This is a genomic window from Stenotrophomonas sp. Sm6012, from assembly GCF_030985895.1.
Lineage (GTDB): Bacteria > Pseudomonadota > Gammaproteobacteria > Xanthomonadales > Xanthomonadaceae > Stenotrophomonas > Stenotrophomonas forensis.
On sequence record NZ_JAPTFX010000005.1, the window covers coordinates 32,404 to 46,917 of the forward strand.

13 protein-coding genes are annotated in these 14,514 nt (G+C 68.0%); 8 read left to right on the forward strand and 5 right to left on the reverse strand.

All coding sequences use genetic code 11. From position 1 onward, the window contains the following. Positions 1 to 46: 46 nt before the first annotated feature. Complete coding sequence (locus O0J73_RS01920) at positions 47 to 2,773, forward strand: TonB-dependent receptor (protein ID WP_197564056.1); 2,727 nt, start codon at positions 47 to 49, stop codon at positions 2,771 to 2,773. A gap of 82 nt (positions 2,774 to 2,855) precedes the next feature. Here the strand turns inward: O0J73_RS01920 and O0J73_RS01925 are convergent, their stop codons facing one another. Continuing rightward, positions 2,856 to 3,500 carry a hypothetical protein gene (locus O0J73_RS01925; protein WP_308307886.1) on the reverse strand — a complete coding sequence of 215 codons (645 nt, stop codon included), beginning with the start codon at positions 3,498 to 3,500 and terminating at the stop codon, positions 2,856 to 2,858. A 185-nt stretch (positions 3,501 to 3,685) separates the two neighbouring features. Between O0J73_RS01925 and O0J73_RS01930 the strand changes: the two genes are divergently transcribed. Beyond that, the gene (locus O0J73_RS01930) at positions 3,686 to 4,846 is read left to right on the forward strand and encodes an amidohydrolase family protein (protein ID WP_308307887.1); all 1,161 of its coding nucleotides are present in this window, start codon (positions 3,686 to 3,688) and stop codon (positions 4,844 to 4,846) included. Positions 4,847 to 4,890: 44 nt separating this feature from the next. On the opposite strand, the gene O0J73_RS01935 is transcribed toward O0J73_RS01930, so the two are convergent. Both O0J73_RS01935 and O0J73_RS01940 read right to left on the reverse strand, forming a co-directional pair. Continuing rightward, a complete protein-coding gene (locus O0J73_RS01935) occupies positions 4,891 to 5,328 on the reverse strand; it encodes a DUF3806 domain-containing protein (protein WP_308307888.1) in 438 nt (145 codons plus the stop codon). A gap of 132 nt (positions 5,329 to 5,460) precedes the next feature. Continuing rightward, positions 5,461 to 6,342 carry a LysR substrate-binding domain-containing protein gene (locus O0J73_RS01940; protein ID WP_308307889.1) on the reverse strand — a complete coding sequence of 294 codons (882 nt, stop codon included), beginning with the start codon at positions 6,340 to 6,342 and terminating at the stop codon, positions 5,461 to 5,463. Between the two features lie 122 nt (positions 6,343 to 6,464). Here O0J73_RS01940 and O0J73_RS01945 point away from each other — a divergent pair, with 122 nt between their 5' ends. Both O0J73_RS01945 and O0J73_RS01950 read left to right on the forward strand, forming a co-directional pair. Further along, positions 6,465 to 7,166, forward strand: coding sequence for an ankyrin repeat domain-containing protein (locus O0J73_RS01945; protein WP_006450914.1), 702 nt, complete (start codon positions 6,465 to 6,467; stop codon positions 7,164 to 7,166). Positions 7,167 to 7,217: 51 nt separating this feature from the next. Continuing rightward, complete coding sequence (locus O0J73_RS01950; RefSeq protein WP_308307890.1) at positions 7,218 to 8,675, forward strand: amidohydrolase family protein; 1,458 nt, start codon at positions 7,218 to 7,220, stop codon at positions 8,673 to 8,675. Positions 8,676 to 8,808: 133 nt separating this feature from the next. On the opposite strand, the gene O0J73_RS01955 is transcribed toward O0J73_RS01950, so the two are convergent. Further along, positions 8,809 to 9,462 (reverse strand): response regulator transcription factor, encoded by a 654-nt coding sequence (locus O0J73_RS01955; protein WP_006450899.1) that lies wholly within the window; start codon positions 9,460 to 9,462, stop codon positions 8,809 to 8,811. Beyond that, on the reverse strand, positions 9,455 to 12,484 hold the full coding sequence (locus tag O0J73_RS01960; RefSeq protein ID WP_308307891.1) for a triple tyrosine motif-containing protein: 3,030 nt from the start codon (positions 12,482 to 12,484) through the stop codon (positions 9,455 to 9,457). Before O0J73_RS01960 ends, O0J73_RS01955 begins: the two co-directional genes overlap by 8 nt. A gap of 96 nt (positions 12,485 to 12,580) precedes the next feature. On the opposite strand from O0J73_RS01960, the gene O0J73_RS01965 reads away from it, so the two are divergent. From O0J73_RS01965 to O0J73_RS01980, 4 genes are all read left to right on the forward strand, one after another. Then, a complete protein-coding gene (locus O0J73_RS01965; RefSeq protein WP_197564887.1) occupies positions 12,581 to 12,913 on the forward strand; it encodes a hypothetical protein in 333 nt (110 codons plus the stop codon). A 76-nt stretch (positions 12,914 to 12,989) separates the two neighbouring features. Beyond that, entirely contained in the window at positions 12,990 to 13,406 is a 417-nt protein-coding gene (locus O0J73_RS01970; protein ID WP_049458411.1) for an AraC family transcriptional regulator, read from the forward strand. Beyond that, entirely contained in the window at positions 13,403 to 14,059 is a 657-nt protein-coding gene (locus tag O0J73_RS01975; RefSeq protein ID WP_308307892.1) for a hydrolase, read from the forward strand. Before O0J73_RS01970 ends, O0J73_RS01975 begins: the two co-directional genes overlap by 4 nt. Before the next feature lie 2 nt (positions 14,060 to 14,061). Beyond that, on the forward strand, positions 14,062 to 14,487 hold the full coding sequence (locus tag O0J73_RS01980; RefSeq protein ID WP_006450894.1) for a DoxX family protein: 426 nt from the start codon (positions 14,062 to 14,064) through the stop codon (positions 14,485 to 14,487). Positions 14,488 to 14,514 lie beyond the last annotated feature (27 nt).

Consider the following 14,514-nt stretch of genomic DNA (forward strand, 5'->3'; position numbering starts at 1 on the left):
GCCGATGGCCGCCGCCCGTGCCACCACCCACTCCTCCAGGAAGCCCATGTCCGCCTCTCACAAGGCGCTGCGCCCGCGTCCGCTGGTGCTCGCGCTGTCGTCCCTGATGCTGGTCTCGTTGCCGGCCTTCGCGCAGGAAAGCGCACCCACCCAGCTACAGGAAGTGAAGGTCACCGGCTCGCGCATCCCCCGCGCCAGCGTCGAGGGGCCGTCGCCGGTGACGGTGATCAGCCGTGAGCAGATCGATGCGCAGGGTTATCGCAATGCCTTCGATGCATTGAGTGCCTTGACCGAGAACACCGGCAACGTGCAGGGCGAAGACTTCGGCAATACGTTCACCCCGGCCGCCAATACCATCAATCTGCGGGGGCTGGGCCCGAACCGCACGCTGGTACTGGTCAACGGCCGACGCCAGTCCGACTACCCGCTGGCCTACGAAGGCTCGGTGAACGTGGTCAACCTGGCCAACATTCCGAGTGCGCTGATCGAGCGCATCGAGGTGCTGGCAGCGGGCGCGTCGGCGGTGTACGGCTCCGATGCCATCGCCGGCGTCGTCAACATCATACTCAAGGACCACTTCGAGGGCGTGGACGTGAACGTGCGCGCTGGCGGTACCCAGCAGGGCGGTGGCGACAACCAGCGCGTGCAGGTGGTCGGTGGCGGTTCCGGCGAGCGCTGGGACGGCCTGTTCGGCTTCGAGTTCGATGTGCGCAAGGCGATCCACGCGCGCCAGCGCGACTTCATGGATTCGCTGGACGATGACCCGACCGGCAAGGCGCCGCAGGCCACCGCCATCGCTTACCGGCGCAACGCCGCCACCGGCCGCAACATCGACCCGGGTACGAACGGCTGCGACCCGGCGTCGGGCATCTACGGCGGCAGTGTGTTCCGTGCCTTCAACCCGCGCCAGGGCTGGTACTGCGGCAGCAACGAGGCCGCCGCCAGCTACTGGACCGTGCAGACCGAGAAGCGCAACCTCAATGGGTATGGCCTGCTGACCTTCCACGTCAACGAGACCACCGACCTGTTCGCCGATCTGGCCGTGGGAAGCGCACGCATCACCAACAACACCCGCGCGCCTACCTGGACGTCGGCCCGCAATTACTTCTACAACCAGACCACCGGCAACCTGGAAAGCTGGTACCGCCGCTTCGCACCGGAAGAAATCGGTGGCCTGCCGCGCAACGCCAACCGTTTCCTGGAAAACTCGTGGTCGTTCAACGTTGGCGCGCGTGGCCGGATCGGCGACAGCGACTGGGACTACGAGGCGGTCTACAGCCGCTCCCGCTACGAGAACCGTACCCGTCGCCCGGTACTGCTGGCCGGCATCAACGAATACCTGCTCGGCCCGAAGCTGGGCGTGCGCGATGGCGTGGAGGTCTATGCACCGGACCCGGCACGCCTGTTCAAGCCGCTGACGCCGAACGAGTACAAGGGGCTGTCCGATTACCAGGAAAGCCGCAATGCGGCGTGGCTGCAGACCTTCAGCGCCAGCATCAACGGCCGCCTGTTCGGGCTGCCCGGCGGTGATGCAGCGCTGGCGGCGGTGGTCGAGGCTGGAAGCCAGGGTTACCGCAACCGCCCCGATCCGCGGCTGGGGAGTGGAGAGTTCTGGAATACCAGCGCCGGCATCGGTGCCGGGGGCGAGCGCGACCGCTATGCGGCGGGCGTGGAGCTGCAACTGCCGTTGCTGAAATCGCTGACCACCACCCTGGCCGGTCGCTACGACCAGTACCGTGCCGGGGGCGAGCACCTCGGCAAGGCCACTTGGAGTTTCGGCGTGGAGTTCCGCCCGATCGAGAGCCTGCTGATCCGTGGTACCGCTGCGACCAGCTTCCGTGCGCCGGACATGAATTACGTGTTCGCCACCGAGACCCGCGGCTACAACCCGGGCATGACCGACTACTGGCGTTGCCGCACCGCAGGCCAGTCCTACGACAACTGCGACTACAACGGCCTGTCGATCGACTACAGCAACCGCGCGAACCCTCAGCTGCAGCCGGAAACCGCCAAGTCCTATGGCTTCGGCGTGGTCTGGTCGCCGCTGGCTGGGCTGGATTTCAGCGCTGACTATTACGACATCCGCATCGACAACGAGGTTACCAGCCTTGACACCAGCCGCATCCTGCGCGATGAGGCCGATTGCCGGCTGGGCCGCACGCTGGGCGGCGAGGCGCGCGACATCGGCTCACCGCTGTGCCAGGACGCGCTGTCGCGGGTGATCCGCAACCCGTCCACTGCCACCGTGCAACCGGACCAGGTGACCCGCGTGCTGATCAACCCGATCAACGCGGCGTCCGAATCGGTGCGCGGCCTGGACCTGAAGGGCAACTGGCGCTTCGATGCCGGCCGCTATGGCCGCTTCACCACGCGCCTGGCCTACACCGTGGTACTGGAACACACGTACAAGCAGTTCTCCGATGATCCGGAGCGCGACATCCGCAATTCGCTGGATGACTACCAGTGGCGCAGCAAGGCCAACGGCAGCATCACCTGGAACCAGGGTGACTGGACCACCACGCTGTATGGCAACCGTTTCGGCTCGCTGCCCAAGAGCGATGGCAGTGGCCGCATGGGGCCGTACATGACCTACAACGCCAGCGTGTTCCGCCAGTTCGGCGAGAACCTGTCGGTGGGCGTGATCGTCAACAACCTGCGCGACAGCCGCCCGCCGGCGGACAGGAACGGAGGCGGCTGGCCGTTCTATCCGGTCGGCAACTACGACCCGTATGGCCGCCAGTACTGGTTGCAGCTGGACTACCGGTTCCGCTGATCCCGCTGCAAGCGAAAGGCCCGGCATTGCCGGGCCTTCTGCTTTTCACTCATCGTGCGGTGCCACTGCGCCCGCCGTCGGTTCAGGGCAGCGCCTGCTGCAGGTACGACTCGATGACGTAGCTGAAAGGCTGCTGCTGGCGGTCGCGCAGCAGGGCGCGCACTTCCAGGATCACGCCATGATCGCCTTCGCCGCGCGGCGGCCAGAAGGTCTGGTCGGCCAGGGTCTGGCGCTGGAAGCCGAGCGGGCCGACCACGCGGCCGAACGGCTCATCGGTGCTGTCCAGCACGTCGTTCATGGCCGGGCTGAGGTGGCCGGGCAGGTACCAGTTGTCGGCCTCGGACAGCACGCGGCTGCCACAGACCAGCTGCACGCGGCGGTAGCGCAGGGCGGTACCGGATTGCGCCGCGCCCAGCGCCTGCAACACGTCGTCCGGTGCCGGCTTGTCCTGGCCGCGCACGCGCACCGCACGCACCCGTGCCTGCTCGGCCAGGCCATGCTCGGCGCACCAGTGCTCCAGGGTCGCGGTAGCGCTCTGCCCGGACAGCACGCGCTGGTGCAGCCGTTCGACCAGCGCAGCCGGCGCGATGCGCTGCTGTCCAGGCGGTGCCTGCAGCGGTGCAGTGGCGGCGGCATCAGTGGCGGACAGGCTGGCGATCGGGGCGGCGGCAAGCAGGGACGCGGCCTGCCAGCGGCGGAGACGATCGTGGCGGTCGGACGGGCCCATGCGGCATCACAGCGGAAACAGGTGCCTATGGTACCCGTTCAGGCGTGTGCACGGCGTGGCAGCGGCCGGCCGTCGTTGCGGCATTCATCGTTCTGATGAATGCATGGCATCCAGATATTTCGTTGGCCGATGGGGGTGCCGGGGGCGCAGGATGGCGCCATGACCTGGCTTTGCGGGAGTTTCCGATGACGCTTCAGTTCGTCCATGGCGGCGTGGATCGCGACGGTGCACCGTTGCATTTCCACATCCGCAACGGACGCATCAGCGGCCTGAACGCAGAAGGCACGCCGCGCGAAGGTGCGGAAAGCGTCGATCTGAGCGGCTTTGCCGTCCTGCCAGGCCTGGTGGACGGCCATATCCACCTGGACAAGAGCTTCGTGGGTGATCGCTGGCATCCGCACCAACCGGTGAACAGCCTGCGTGAGCGCCTGGCGGTGGAGAAGGCGGCGGTGGCGGGCGCGGCACCGATGGTCGACCGGGCCGAGGCGCTGATCCGCCAGTGCAGCGGCTTCGGCACGGTGGCGATGCGCTGCCACGTCGACATCGATGCCAGTACCGGGCTGCGCCATCTGGACGCGGTGCGCGAGGCGGCGCTGCGCTGCGCCGACATCATGCGCATCCAGCTGGTGGCGTTCCCGCAGGCCGGGGTGATGTCCTGTCCAGGTACCGCCGCAGTGCTGGAGCAGGCCATTGCCGCGGGTGTGGAGGTACTGGGCGGCATCGACCCGACCACCCTCGACGGCGATGCCGAAGGGCAGCTGGCGCTGTTGTTCGGCCTGGTCGAGCGCTATGGCGTGCGGCTGGACATCCATCTGCATGAGCCCGGCGAGACCGGGCTGGCCCAGCTGTTGCGCATCGCGGCGCGGACCCGGGCGGCCGGATTGCAGGGCCGGGTGGCGGTCAGCCATGCCTATTCGCTGGGTGAGGTGCCGCTGGCGCGCGCGCTGCAGGTCGGCGAGGCGTTGGCAACGGCCGGCGTAGCGATCATGAGCAATGCACCGGGCGACCATCCGTTCCCGCCACTGCGCCCGCTGCATGATGCCGGGGTGCGCGTGTTCGCCGGCAATGACAACATCCGCGACTGCTGGTGGCCGTACGGCAATGGCGACCTGCTGCAGCGGGCGATGCTGCTGGGCTACCGCTCCGGCTTCTACACGGACGCCGACCTGATGCTGGCGCTGGACATGGTCACCATCCATGCCGCTCAGGTGATCGGGCTGCCGCAGTACGGCCTTGCGGAGGGCTTACCGGCCACCTTTGTCGCGATGCGTGCCGACCATGGCCCGGCGGCGGTGGCTGCAGTGCCAGTGGAACGCCGCGTGGTGGTGGACGGCCGCTGGCTGTAGATCCACGCCATGCGCCGATGATGCGATCGAGTCCGGTGCGTGGCTCACGCGTAATCATCGGCGCGGGTCGCGACGAACTCCTCCAGCCACGCCAGCAGGTGGGCAATGTCGATCACCTCGCCTTGCTCGACGCGCTTGAGCAGCAGCGTGCTGGCACCGATCTGCAGGCTGCTGTCGGCATAGCGCAGCACCGCGTCGATGCCCCAGGCGTCGGTGACCTGCATCCACGCCAGGCCTGGCACGCGCTGGGCCAGGGTGTCGCCGAACGCCACGCCGAGTGCTTCCCAGCCGTCGCCGTCGTCACGGTGGATCAGCTCGGCGTCGACCACATGCTGCAGCGTGCTGGCTGGCAGTGGCCATTGCACCGGGAGGCTGGGGAAACCGGCCCCCACGCGTGCAGCGATCAACGACCGCTGGTGCTGCAGATGGGTCTGCAGGGCCGCGGGTAGGGGGTCGAAGCGGGTGGGGATTTCGTCGGACATGGCGAGGCGCGGTGGGGCACGGAAACGGCGGGCACTGTAGCCGGCGATGCAGCGCGCTGGCGCGGCAGGATTGGTCAGATTTCGATGCATGATGCGCGAAAGCCATCCACGCATGGCGTGGATCTGCGGTACTCAATCCGGTTCGCGCTGCACCTGCCGCCACAACTCGCTGGCCAGCGCGCGCACGGCATCATCGGCATCGGCGCGATGCAGCAGTCCGATTTCGTAATTGTCGATCACCGGCAGGTCGCGCTCACCATCGATGATGCGGTGCTCACGCATGACCGCTCGGCGTGGCAGCAGGCTGATGCCGATGCCATCGGCCACCGCGCCCTGGATGCCGCTGAGCGACGAGCTGGTGAAGGCGATGCGCCAGCGCAGGCCCAGCGCTTCCACGGCGTGAATCATCTCGTCGCGGTACAGCCCGCGCGGCGGGAAGGTGACCAGCGGCAGCGGATCCTGCCCCAGGCAACTGCTGCGCAGGCTGTCGATCCAGTGCATCGGCTCGCGCCGGCAGTGCACGGCTTGGCGCGTGTTGCGACGTTGTTTGACCAGCACCAGGTCCAGCTCGCCATGGTCGAAGCCGTGCGCCAGGTCGCGGCTCAGTCCGCTGCTGATCTCCAGCTTCACCTGCGGATGGCGACGGCTGAACGCCGCCAGCATGCGGGTGGTCTGCGCGTTGACGAAGTCCTCCGGCACGCCGATGCGTACGGCAGTCTCCACGGTGGCGCCGGCCAGCGCCTGGGCCATTTCCTCGTTCAGGTCGAGCATGCGCCGCGCGTAGCCGAGCAGGGTGTGGCCGGCATCGGTGGGATGCACGTCGCGGTGGCCGCGTTCGAGCACGCGGTGCCCGGCCAGTTCCTCCAGGCGGCGCACCTTCTGGCTGACCGTGGACTGGGTCGAATGCAGCCGCGTGGCGGCGGTGGTGAAACTGCCGCAGTCGGCCACCATCACCAGCGCCCGTAGCAGGTCCAGTTCGAACAGGGTTCTATTCGAGTTGGCACTGTCTGGCATTTGAACATTTCACTTCTGGATGCACGTGGCGACTTCTACCATGCGAAGCAACCACCGGCAATGCCCACCCATTGCGAGCGCCGCGCGCCGTGCAGCGGTGATCGACAGGAGGAGACACCGACATGCGCTTCCATCGTTGCCGTGCCTGGCCTGCACCGTTCGTGCGCGCGCTGCTGGTGTGTCTGCTGGCCATGGTCACGCCCGCCTGCACCGCCACCTCCCGGGTGGACGCCGATGCCCACCTGCGCGATGCCGCCAGCCGCGGCGATGCCGAGGCCGTGCGCGAGGCAATCGGGCAGGGCGCCGATCTGGAAGCACGCGACGGCCAGGGCCGCACCGCGCTGCTGCTGGCCACGCATGGAAACAACGTGGATGCCGCGCGCGAACTGATCGAAGCCGGTGCCGACGTCAATGCCAAGGATGCGTTGCAGGACAGTGCGTACCTGTACGCTGGTGCGCGTGGCCTGGATGAAATCCTGGCGATGACCCTGGCGCACGGCGCTGATCTGCACAGCACCAACCGCTATGGCGGTACTGCGCTGATTCCGGCCGCCGAGCGCGGCCACGTCGCCACCGTGCGCACGCTGCTGCGCGCGGGCGTTGCGGTGGATCATGTCAACCGCCTGCACTGGACCGCATTGCTGGAAGCGATCCTGCTCGGCGATGGAGGGCCGCGTCATGTGCAGATCGTGCAGCTGCTGCTTGATGCCGGTGCCGATCCCGAACGGGCCGACGGCGATGGCGTGACACCACTGGCCCATGCGCGGCAACGCGGCTACACCGACATCGAAGCACTGCTGCGCCAGTACGGCGCGGTGCGCTGAGGCCTGACCCCTTCCACCCGCACGCTGCGCGTGCTCACCAGGATGCTGTCCATGTTCCGTTTCCATTCGCTGTCTCTTGCCGTCCTTGTTGCAGTGGCCCCGCTGTCGGCCGCGGCCGCCGAGCGTGCCGACCTGCTGATCCGCAATGCCACCGTGGTGGATGTCGAACACGCCAGCACGCTGCCTGGGCAGAGCGTGGTGATCCGCGGCGAGGACATCGTTGCCGTTGGTCCGGACGCGCAGCTGCGCAGCCAGTGGAAGACCACCCGCCAGATCGATGCCAAGGGCAAGTACCTGATCCCGGGGCTGTGGGACATGCACGTGCACTTTGGTGGCGGCCCGGCGCTGATCGAAGAGAACAAGGCGCTGCTGCCGCTGTACATCGCGCACGGCATCACCACCGTGCGTGACTGCTCCGGCGACCTGCCCGGGCAGGTGCTGCAGTGGCGTGGCGAGATCGCCAAGGGCACGTTGTTCGGGCCGCGCCTGCTCAGTTCGGGCGCGAAGATCGAAGGCATCAAGCCGGTCTGGAAGGGCACGATCGAAGTGGGCAGCGAGGCGGACGTCGACCAGGCGATCGTCCGCCTGCAGCACGACAAGGTCGATTTCGTGAAGATCACCGACAGCACGCTGAAGCCGGAACTGTTCCTGTACTCGGCCAGTGCCGCGCGCAAGGCGGGTTTCAAGGCATCCGGCCATATCCCGATGGCGCTGACCGTGGAGCAGGCCGTCGACGCCGGGCTGGCGTCGATCGAGCACCTGGACTATGCGTTCAAGGCCGGCAGCAAGGACGAGGCGCAGATCGCCGCCGACTTCGCTGCCGGCCGCATCGACCGTGCCGAAGCCAACCGGCGGCTCGACGCGAGCTTCGACCGCGAGACCGCGATGCACGCCTACCGCGATTTCGCCAGGCGTGGCGTATTCGTGACCCCGACCCTCAACGGTGGTCGCATCCTCGACTTCCTCGATCAGGATGACCACGCCAGCGACCCGTACCTGGCCTACATCGGCCCGGGCCTGCGTGCCACCTACCAGTGGCGCGTGGACCGCGCCGCCAAGGCCACGCCCGCGCAGATCGAAGCGCGCCACGCGCAGTACCACCAGGTGGCCGCAGTGCTGCCGCTGCTGCAGGAAGCCGGCGTGACGATCATCGCCGGCACCGATGCGGGCTTCCTGAACTCGTACAACTTCCCGGGTATCGCGCTGCACCAGGAACTGCAGCTGTTCGTGAAGGAGGGCCTGAGCGCACCGCAGGCGCTGTCGGCGGCGACTCGTTCCGGCCCGGCCTGGTTCGGCCAGATGGATCGCTACGGTGGCGTGGCCACCGGCAAGGCCGCCGACCTGGTGCTGCTGACCGCCAATCCGCTGCAGGACATCGCCGCGACCGAGAAGATCGACAGCGTGATCCTGCGTGGCAATGTGTATGACCGTGCCGCGCTGGACAGGATGCTGGCCGAGACCAAGGCCAAGGTCGCCGCCTGGAATGCCGAAGCGGCCAAGGCCAACTGACGGCGGCGTTGGGCTCCTCCGTTCATGTAGAGCCGAGCCATGCTCGGCTCAATCTGTTCCGCTGTCCAAGTATTCGATCCGGTTGGGATTCATCCACGCATGGCGTGGATCTACTCATGGTGGGATCCGTGCGTCAATCGTGAGCGCTGTCATCCAGGCTGATGATGCCGCGCCGCAGCGCCTGGGTGACCGCATGCGTGCGATCACCCACGCCAAGCTTGTCCATCAGGCTCTTCATGTGCGCCTTCACCGTCTGCTCGGAAATCTGCATGCGTTCGCCGATGCGCTTGTTCGACAGGCCCGCCGCCACGTGCCGCAGCACCTCGGTTTCACGGGGTGACAACCGGTCTTCCACCACGTGCGCGGCGATGCTGGCAGCCACCGCCGGTGGGATCGGTGCGCGCCGGCCACCGGCCACCATGCGGATGGTGTCGACCAGTTCATGGCGCAGCATGTCCTTCAGCAGGTAGGCACTGGCACCGGCCTGCAGTGCGCGCACCGCACGCACGTCGCCGCGGTAGGTGGTCAGCACGATGATCCGCGCGCGCGGGTCGAGCGCGCGGATCCGCACGATTGCTTCCACACCGTCCAGGCGTGGCATCTGCAGATCCATCAGCACCACGTCGGGGTGCAACCGCTGGTAGCACGCGATGGCCTCTTCGCCGTCGGCGGCTTCGCCAAGCAGCTGCAGGTCGGCCTGTGCGCCCAGCAGCGCCGCCAGGCCGTCGCGCAGCAGTGGATGGTCATCGACCACAAGGACGCGGATCGGGGCAGGGATTTCAGTCATGCTTCGAAGTGCTCCAGGGCCAGCGCCAACGCGATGGAAGTCGGTGATACAGGCGCCGCGCGGGGACCGCCAGCGCAATTTCGGTACCCAGTCCGGGGCGGGTCCACAGCTGCAGCTCGGCACCCAGGCGCTGCGCCCGCTCGCGCATGCCCTGCAGGCCCCAGTGGCCGTGGCCGGCGTTCTCGTCGGCGATTCCCACACCATCATCGCGCACGTGCAGCAGGAAGCAACGCGTGCCGTAGGACAGCTCCACCTCGATGGCACTGGCGTCGGCGTGACGCAGCGCATTGCGGATCGCCTCGCGCCCGATCAGGAAGACTTCTTCAGCGGCGTCGGCCTGAAGCAGTGGCGCGGCCCCCTCCACGGTCAGGCGCAGCGGGTTGGTGCCCTGGCCGGCGTACTCGGCGTGCACATCGGCCAGCGCCGACGCAAGGTCGCGATCAGCGAACGGGCCATCACGCAATGCGTTGACTCGCTCGCGGCCTTCGGCCAGGTTGCGCTCGGCCAGCTGCATAGCCGACTCCAGCTGGCTGCGCACCGGCGCCGGGGTCTGCGCGGACTGGCTGATCGCATGCAGGCGCAGGATCAGGCCCTGGCTGCCCTGCAGCAGGGTGTCGTGCAGGTCGCGGGCGATGCGTTCGCGTTCACCGTGGCGCTCCTGCAGACGGGCACGGAACAATGCCGCCAGCTGGCCACTGCGGATGCGTACGGCCATCACCAGCAGTGCCAGTATCGCCGCTGCGCACAACAGCTTGAACCACACCGTCTGCATGAACGTAGGCGCGATGCGGAAGCTGCGGCTGGCCGGCGTGGTGCTCCAGATGCCGTCTTCGTTGGCAGCTTCCACCTCGAAGCGGTAATTGCCCGGTTCCAGGTTGGTGTAGTACGCACGGGTACTGCTGCCGGCGTCCTGCCAGCCGTCGTCGACGCCGGACAGGCGATAGCGGTAGCGGTTGCGCTCCGGGCGTGCCAGCGACAGCGCCACGTAGTCGATCTGCAGCTGGCTGGTGCCTGCCGGCAGGCGCAGGCCGTCACGCAGGGGCTGGTGTGCACTGCCGTACAGCACCTCGCCGATGCGCACGCTGGGCGCCATCATGTTGACATGCGAGCGCGTGGTATCCAGCCAGGCCAGGCCCTGGTTGGTGGCCAGCCACAGCAGTCCGTCATCGGCCAGCGCGGCGGTGGCGATCGGCCCGCTCTGCAGGGCAATTCCTGGCATGCCGTCCACCGCATCGAACAGGCGTGGCGTCACCTGCATGCCGGTGCGCAGGGCGCCGCGCAGCTGGCTGCTCTGCAGCCGTACCAGGCCCCGGCTGCCATTGAGCCACAGGTGCCCGCGTGCGTCGGCGACCATGCCGGTGATGCCTTCGAGCACACCGGCCATGTCAGTACGGACGGGCACGAATGAGCCATTTCCCACGCGCGCGGCAAGGCCGGCTTCGCCGGCCACCAGCAGCAGATCCTGATGCTGCAGCAGCGCGGTCACCGGCCCCACGGCAAGCCCCTGGGTGGCATCGAAGGTGTCGATGCCCGTGCTGCGCATGCGGCGCAGCCGGCCGTCGGCATAGCCGAGCAGCAGCTGACCCTCGTGGTCCAGTGCAAGCGTTGAACAGGACAGCTCGGGCAAGCGCGTTTCGCGCCGCCATTGGCCATGCCGGTAATGCAGTACGCCGTGTTCGCCACTGCAGACCCAGGCCTGTTCGTCGTCGGCGAACAGCAGGGCATGCAGCGGTTGCCCGGTAAACGGTGCCGGCAGCGGAATCAGGGTGGTGTGGCCAGCCACCGTACGTGCCAGGTTGACCCAGTCGAACTGCCAGACCGGCGTGGGCGCCTGGCGTGCGGCCGCCTGCAGCTGAGCGGCGTTGCCGTCCAGCAACGGCCGGCGCAGATCGTACAGTCGGAGGTCCTCGCCGTAGCCATACACGCGTCCATCGCTCGCCCGCACCAGTGAGCGGTAGGGGTCGCTGGGGCCGGCGGCGAGCGCATGCACGCTGCGCGCACGGAAGCGGTTGAGGCCGAGATTGGTGCCGACCCAGAGGTTGCCCTCGCGATCGACGATGATCGGCACGGCCGATGTGGCGGTCAGTCCGTGCGGTGAATCGAAGCGTTCCATGCGTACGGCATGGTCGCCCTGGAAGGTGACTCGGGCCACGCCGCCATGTGGGCTCATCGTGGCCCACAGCGCACCATCGGCGGTGAACTGCAGGCGCGCGGCGACCAGATCCGGCAATCGCCGTGCTTCGCGCTCATTCTCGGCCATCAGGCCCTGCGCGTTGGCCAGCGGCGAGGTGCCGCGCACGCGGTCGGCCAGCCACACTTCGCCCTGCGGGCTTTCCGCCAGTGACGCCATCTGCGATACGGCGATGCCGGTGTCCTTGAACACGGCATCGCCTGATGCGCGCATCCAGACCTTCAGGTCGGCCAGTACCCAGAAGGTGCCGCGGCTGTCATGCAGCACCCATTGCACGCGATGCTCCGGCACGCCGCTCCCGCTCGGCAGCGGTTGCCAGCTCTGGCCGTCGAACCAGCGCAGGCCACCATTGATGGCCGCCCACAAGCGACCGTCGCGGCCCTGGCTGAACTGCGGAACCACGCCGACCGGAACGCCCTGGCTGCGGCCGTAGTTGTGCAGCTGGCCGCGCGCGAGCTGGCTGATGCCGGCCTGGAAGTAGCCGATCCAGAGTGCGCCATCGCTGCGGTGCGCCAGCGTGACCATGTTGGAGGAGGGAAAGGCGCTGCCGACCGGTGCCGGCTGGCGTTCAAAGCGGCGGCCATCGAAGCGGTAGAGGCCCGAGCCGGTGGCCAGCCACAACAGGCCATCGCGGTCCTGGCTGATGTCCCATATATCACCCGGCGCGCCCTGGCCAACCCGCCAGGCGGTGTGCTCGTAGCCGGGCAGGCCGCTGCTCAGCAAAGGACGCTGCACGCCGAACGCAGGCAGGGAGATCAACAGCAGCAGGCACGCCAGCATCGCTGGCAGGCGCTGCTGGAACGGGAAGGGGTGGCCACGCATGGCGGGCATTCTGTCAGGTACGGGGCAGTCCAGGGTGACCCGAACGGGGTAGGTGCGTGGCGCGGCACTCGGCTATCACCCCGGCATGTTCCGTGGAGCCCGGCCATGCAGCGCCTGTTTGTGATGTTTCCCGACCGTGCACCGGGCATCGGCCTGTTGTGGCTGCGGCTGTGCGTGGCCGCTGCGCTGTGCATGCCGGCGCCGCACACCGGTGAGTGGTCGATACCCGGCCTGGTGGTGGCCGCGATGCTGGTGCTGGGCGCGCTGACCCCGCTGGCGGCGGTGCTGGCAACGTTGGGCCTGTACCTGCTCGCCCAGCCGTGGGCACTGGCACCACTGCCGCTGGCGCTGCTGCTGCTTGGGCCGGGCGCCTATTCGCTGGATGCCCGGCTGTTCGGCCGTCGCCTGCTTGGGCGGCGGCCTCCCCCATTCGGGTAGGTGCCGGCTTCGTCCGTCGGGGGTAGGGCTTCCGGCGCGTGGCACCGACCATGAGCCACCCCTCTGCGGCGTCCCCATGGCCACCGTCTCTCTGCCTGCTTCGCCCACCGCATCGCTGGCCCCGCACCAGGCGGCGGCGTTGCAGCGCGCCCTGCGCTATGTCGATGAACACCTGTCGCAGCCGCTGCGGGTGACCGAGCTGGCGGAGGCTGCCTGTGTCAGTCGCTTCCATCTGGTGCGCCTGTTCCGTAGCGGCACGGGCGCCAGCCCGCTGCGCTACGTGCGCCGCCGCCGCATCCAGCGCGCCTGCCAGCTGTTGCCGGCCGCGAAGCTGCCGATGTCATCGCTGGCGCAGCAGCTGGGCTTCTTCGACCAGAGCCATTTCGTCCGCAGCTTCCGCGCCGAGACCGGCTGCAGCCCAGGCCAGTACCTGGCGGGCGATGCGGCGCTGTTGCTTCCCCCAGAACGTGCTTCCAACGGAGTCCATCCATGAGCCTTGCCACCGCTGTTCCCGCCCCATCCCTGTTGTCGCCCACCGATCACGCGCTGGTGCTGATCGACTTCCAGTCGCAGATGGCATTTGCCACCCATACCATCGACATCTCGGCGCTGCGCAACAATGTGTCGCTGATCAGCAAGGGCGCCAAAGGCTTCAACGTACCGGTGCTGCTGACCACGGTGGCCGAGACGTCGTTCTCCGGCCCGATGTTCCCGGAACTGCCTGAGATCTTCCCGGGCCAGCCGGTGTTCGACCGGACCTCGATGAACACCTGGGAAGATCAGGCGGTGATCGCGGAGATCAACCGCATCGGCAAGCGCCGCCTGGTGCTTGCCGGCCTGTGGACCAGCGTCTGCATCGTTGGTCCGGCGCTGTCGGCGCTGGCGCAGGGGTTCGAGGTGTACGTGATCACCGATGCCTGTGGGGATGTCAGCGAAGAGGCCCACGAGCGTGCGATCACCCGCATGGTGCAGGCGGGCGCGGTGCCGATGACCAGCGTGCAGTACCTGCTTGAACTGCAGCGTGACTGGGCGCGTGGCGAAACCTACGAGCTGACCACCGGCATCGCCCGCGACCATGCCGGTGGCTACGGCATCGGTATCCAGTACGCCAAGCGCATGTTTGGCGCGCAGGAAGGCGGGCACTGAGCATGCTGGCTGGGCATGGCCTCGACCTGGCCCTGCTGATGCTGCGCGTGGCAGCTGGGGGATTCCTGCTGCCTCACGCGCTGGGCAAGCTGTTCGGCTGGTTCGGCGGCCCCGGGCTGGCCGGTTTCGCTACCGAGTTGCGCGGCTTCGGACTGCCAGCGGCGGCGCCACTGCCGCTGCTGCTGGCCCTGTTGCAGGTGCTGTGCGGACTGGCCGTGCTGCTGGGTTGGCAGGTCCGCATCGCCGCACTGGTCGCCGCCGCGTTCATCGGCTTCACCGTACTGCTGGCCCTGCCCAAGGGCTGGTTCTGGATGCGCGGTGGCAGCGAGTACCCGTTGATGTGGACCACGGTACTGCTGGCCGTCGCGCTGGCCGGGCCCGGCGCCTGGGCGCTGGACGGCCAACGCCTGCCGGGAGACCACGCATGAATCACGATCCACTCGACCACGGCCGTC

What these genes read in the sequence shown, in the direction of transcription:
- O0J73_RS01970 (WP_049458411.1), top strand. Translation starts at nt 12,990, where the DNA reads ATGGCCACCGTCTCTCTGCCTGCTTCGCCCACCGCATCGCTGGCCCCG.
- O0J73_RS01965 (WP_197564887.1), top strand. Translation starts at nt 12,581, where the DNA reads ATGCAGCGCCTGTTTGTGATGTTTCCCGACCGTGCACCGGGCATCGGC.
- O0J73_RS01920 (WP_197564056.1), top strand. Translation starts at nt 47, where the DNA reads ATGTCCGCCTCTCACAAGGCGCTGCGCCCGCGTCCGCTGGTGCTCGCG.
- O0J73_RS01945 (WP_006450914.1), top strand. Translation starts at nt 6,465, where the DNA reads ATGCGCTTCCATCGTTGCCGTGCCTGGCCTGCACCGTTCGTGCGCGCG.
- O0J73_RS01975 (WP_308307892.1), top strand. Translation starts at nt 13,403, where the DNA reads ATGAGCCTTGCCACCGCTGTTCCCGCCCCATCCCTGTTGTCGCCCACC.
- O0J73_RS01960 (WP_308307891.1), bottom strand. Translation starts at nt 12,484, where the DNA reads ATGCCCGCCATGCGTGGCCACCCCTTCCCGTTCCAGCAGCGCCTGCCA.
- O0J73_RS01955 (WP_006450899.1), bottom strand. Translation starts at nt 9,462, where the DNA reads ATGACTGAAATCCCTGCCCCGATCCGCGTCCTTGTGGTCGATGACCAT.
- O0J73_RS01950 (WP_308307890.1), top strand. Translation starts at nt 7,218, where the DNA reads ATGTTCCGTTTCCATTCGCTGTCTCTTGCCGTCCTTGTTGCAGTGGCC.
- O0J73_RS01935 (WP_308307888.1), bottom strand. Translation starts at nt 5,328, where the DNA reads ATGTCCGACGAAATCCCCACCCGCTTCGACCCCCTACCCGCGGCCCTG.
- O0J73_RS01930 (WP_308307887.1), top strand. Translation starts at nt 3,686, where the DNA reads ATGACGCTTCAGTTCGTCCATGGCGGCGTGGATCGCGACGGTGCACCG.
- O0J73_RS01940 (WP_308307889.1), bottom strand. Translation starts at nt 6,342, where the DNA reads ATGCCAGACAGTGCCAACTCGAATAGAACCCTGTTCGAACTGGACCTG.
- O0J73_RS01980 (WP_006450894.1), top strand. Translation starts at nt 14,062, where the DNA reads ATGCTGGCTGGGCATGGCCTCGACCTGGCCCTGCTGATGCTGCGCGTG.
- O0J73_RS01925 (WP_308307886.1), bottom strand. Translation starts at nt 3,500, where the DNA reads ATGGGCCCGTCCGACCGCCACGATCGTCTCCGCCGCTGGCAGGCCGCG.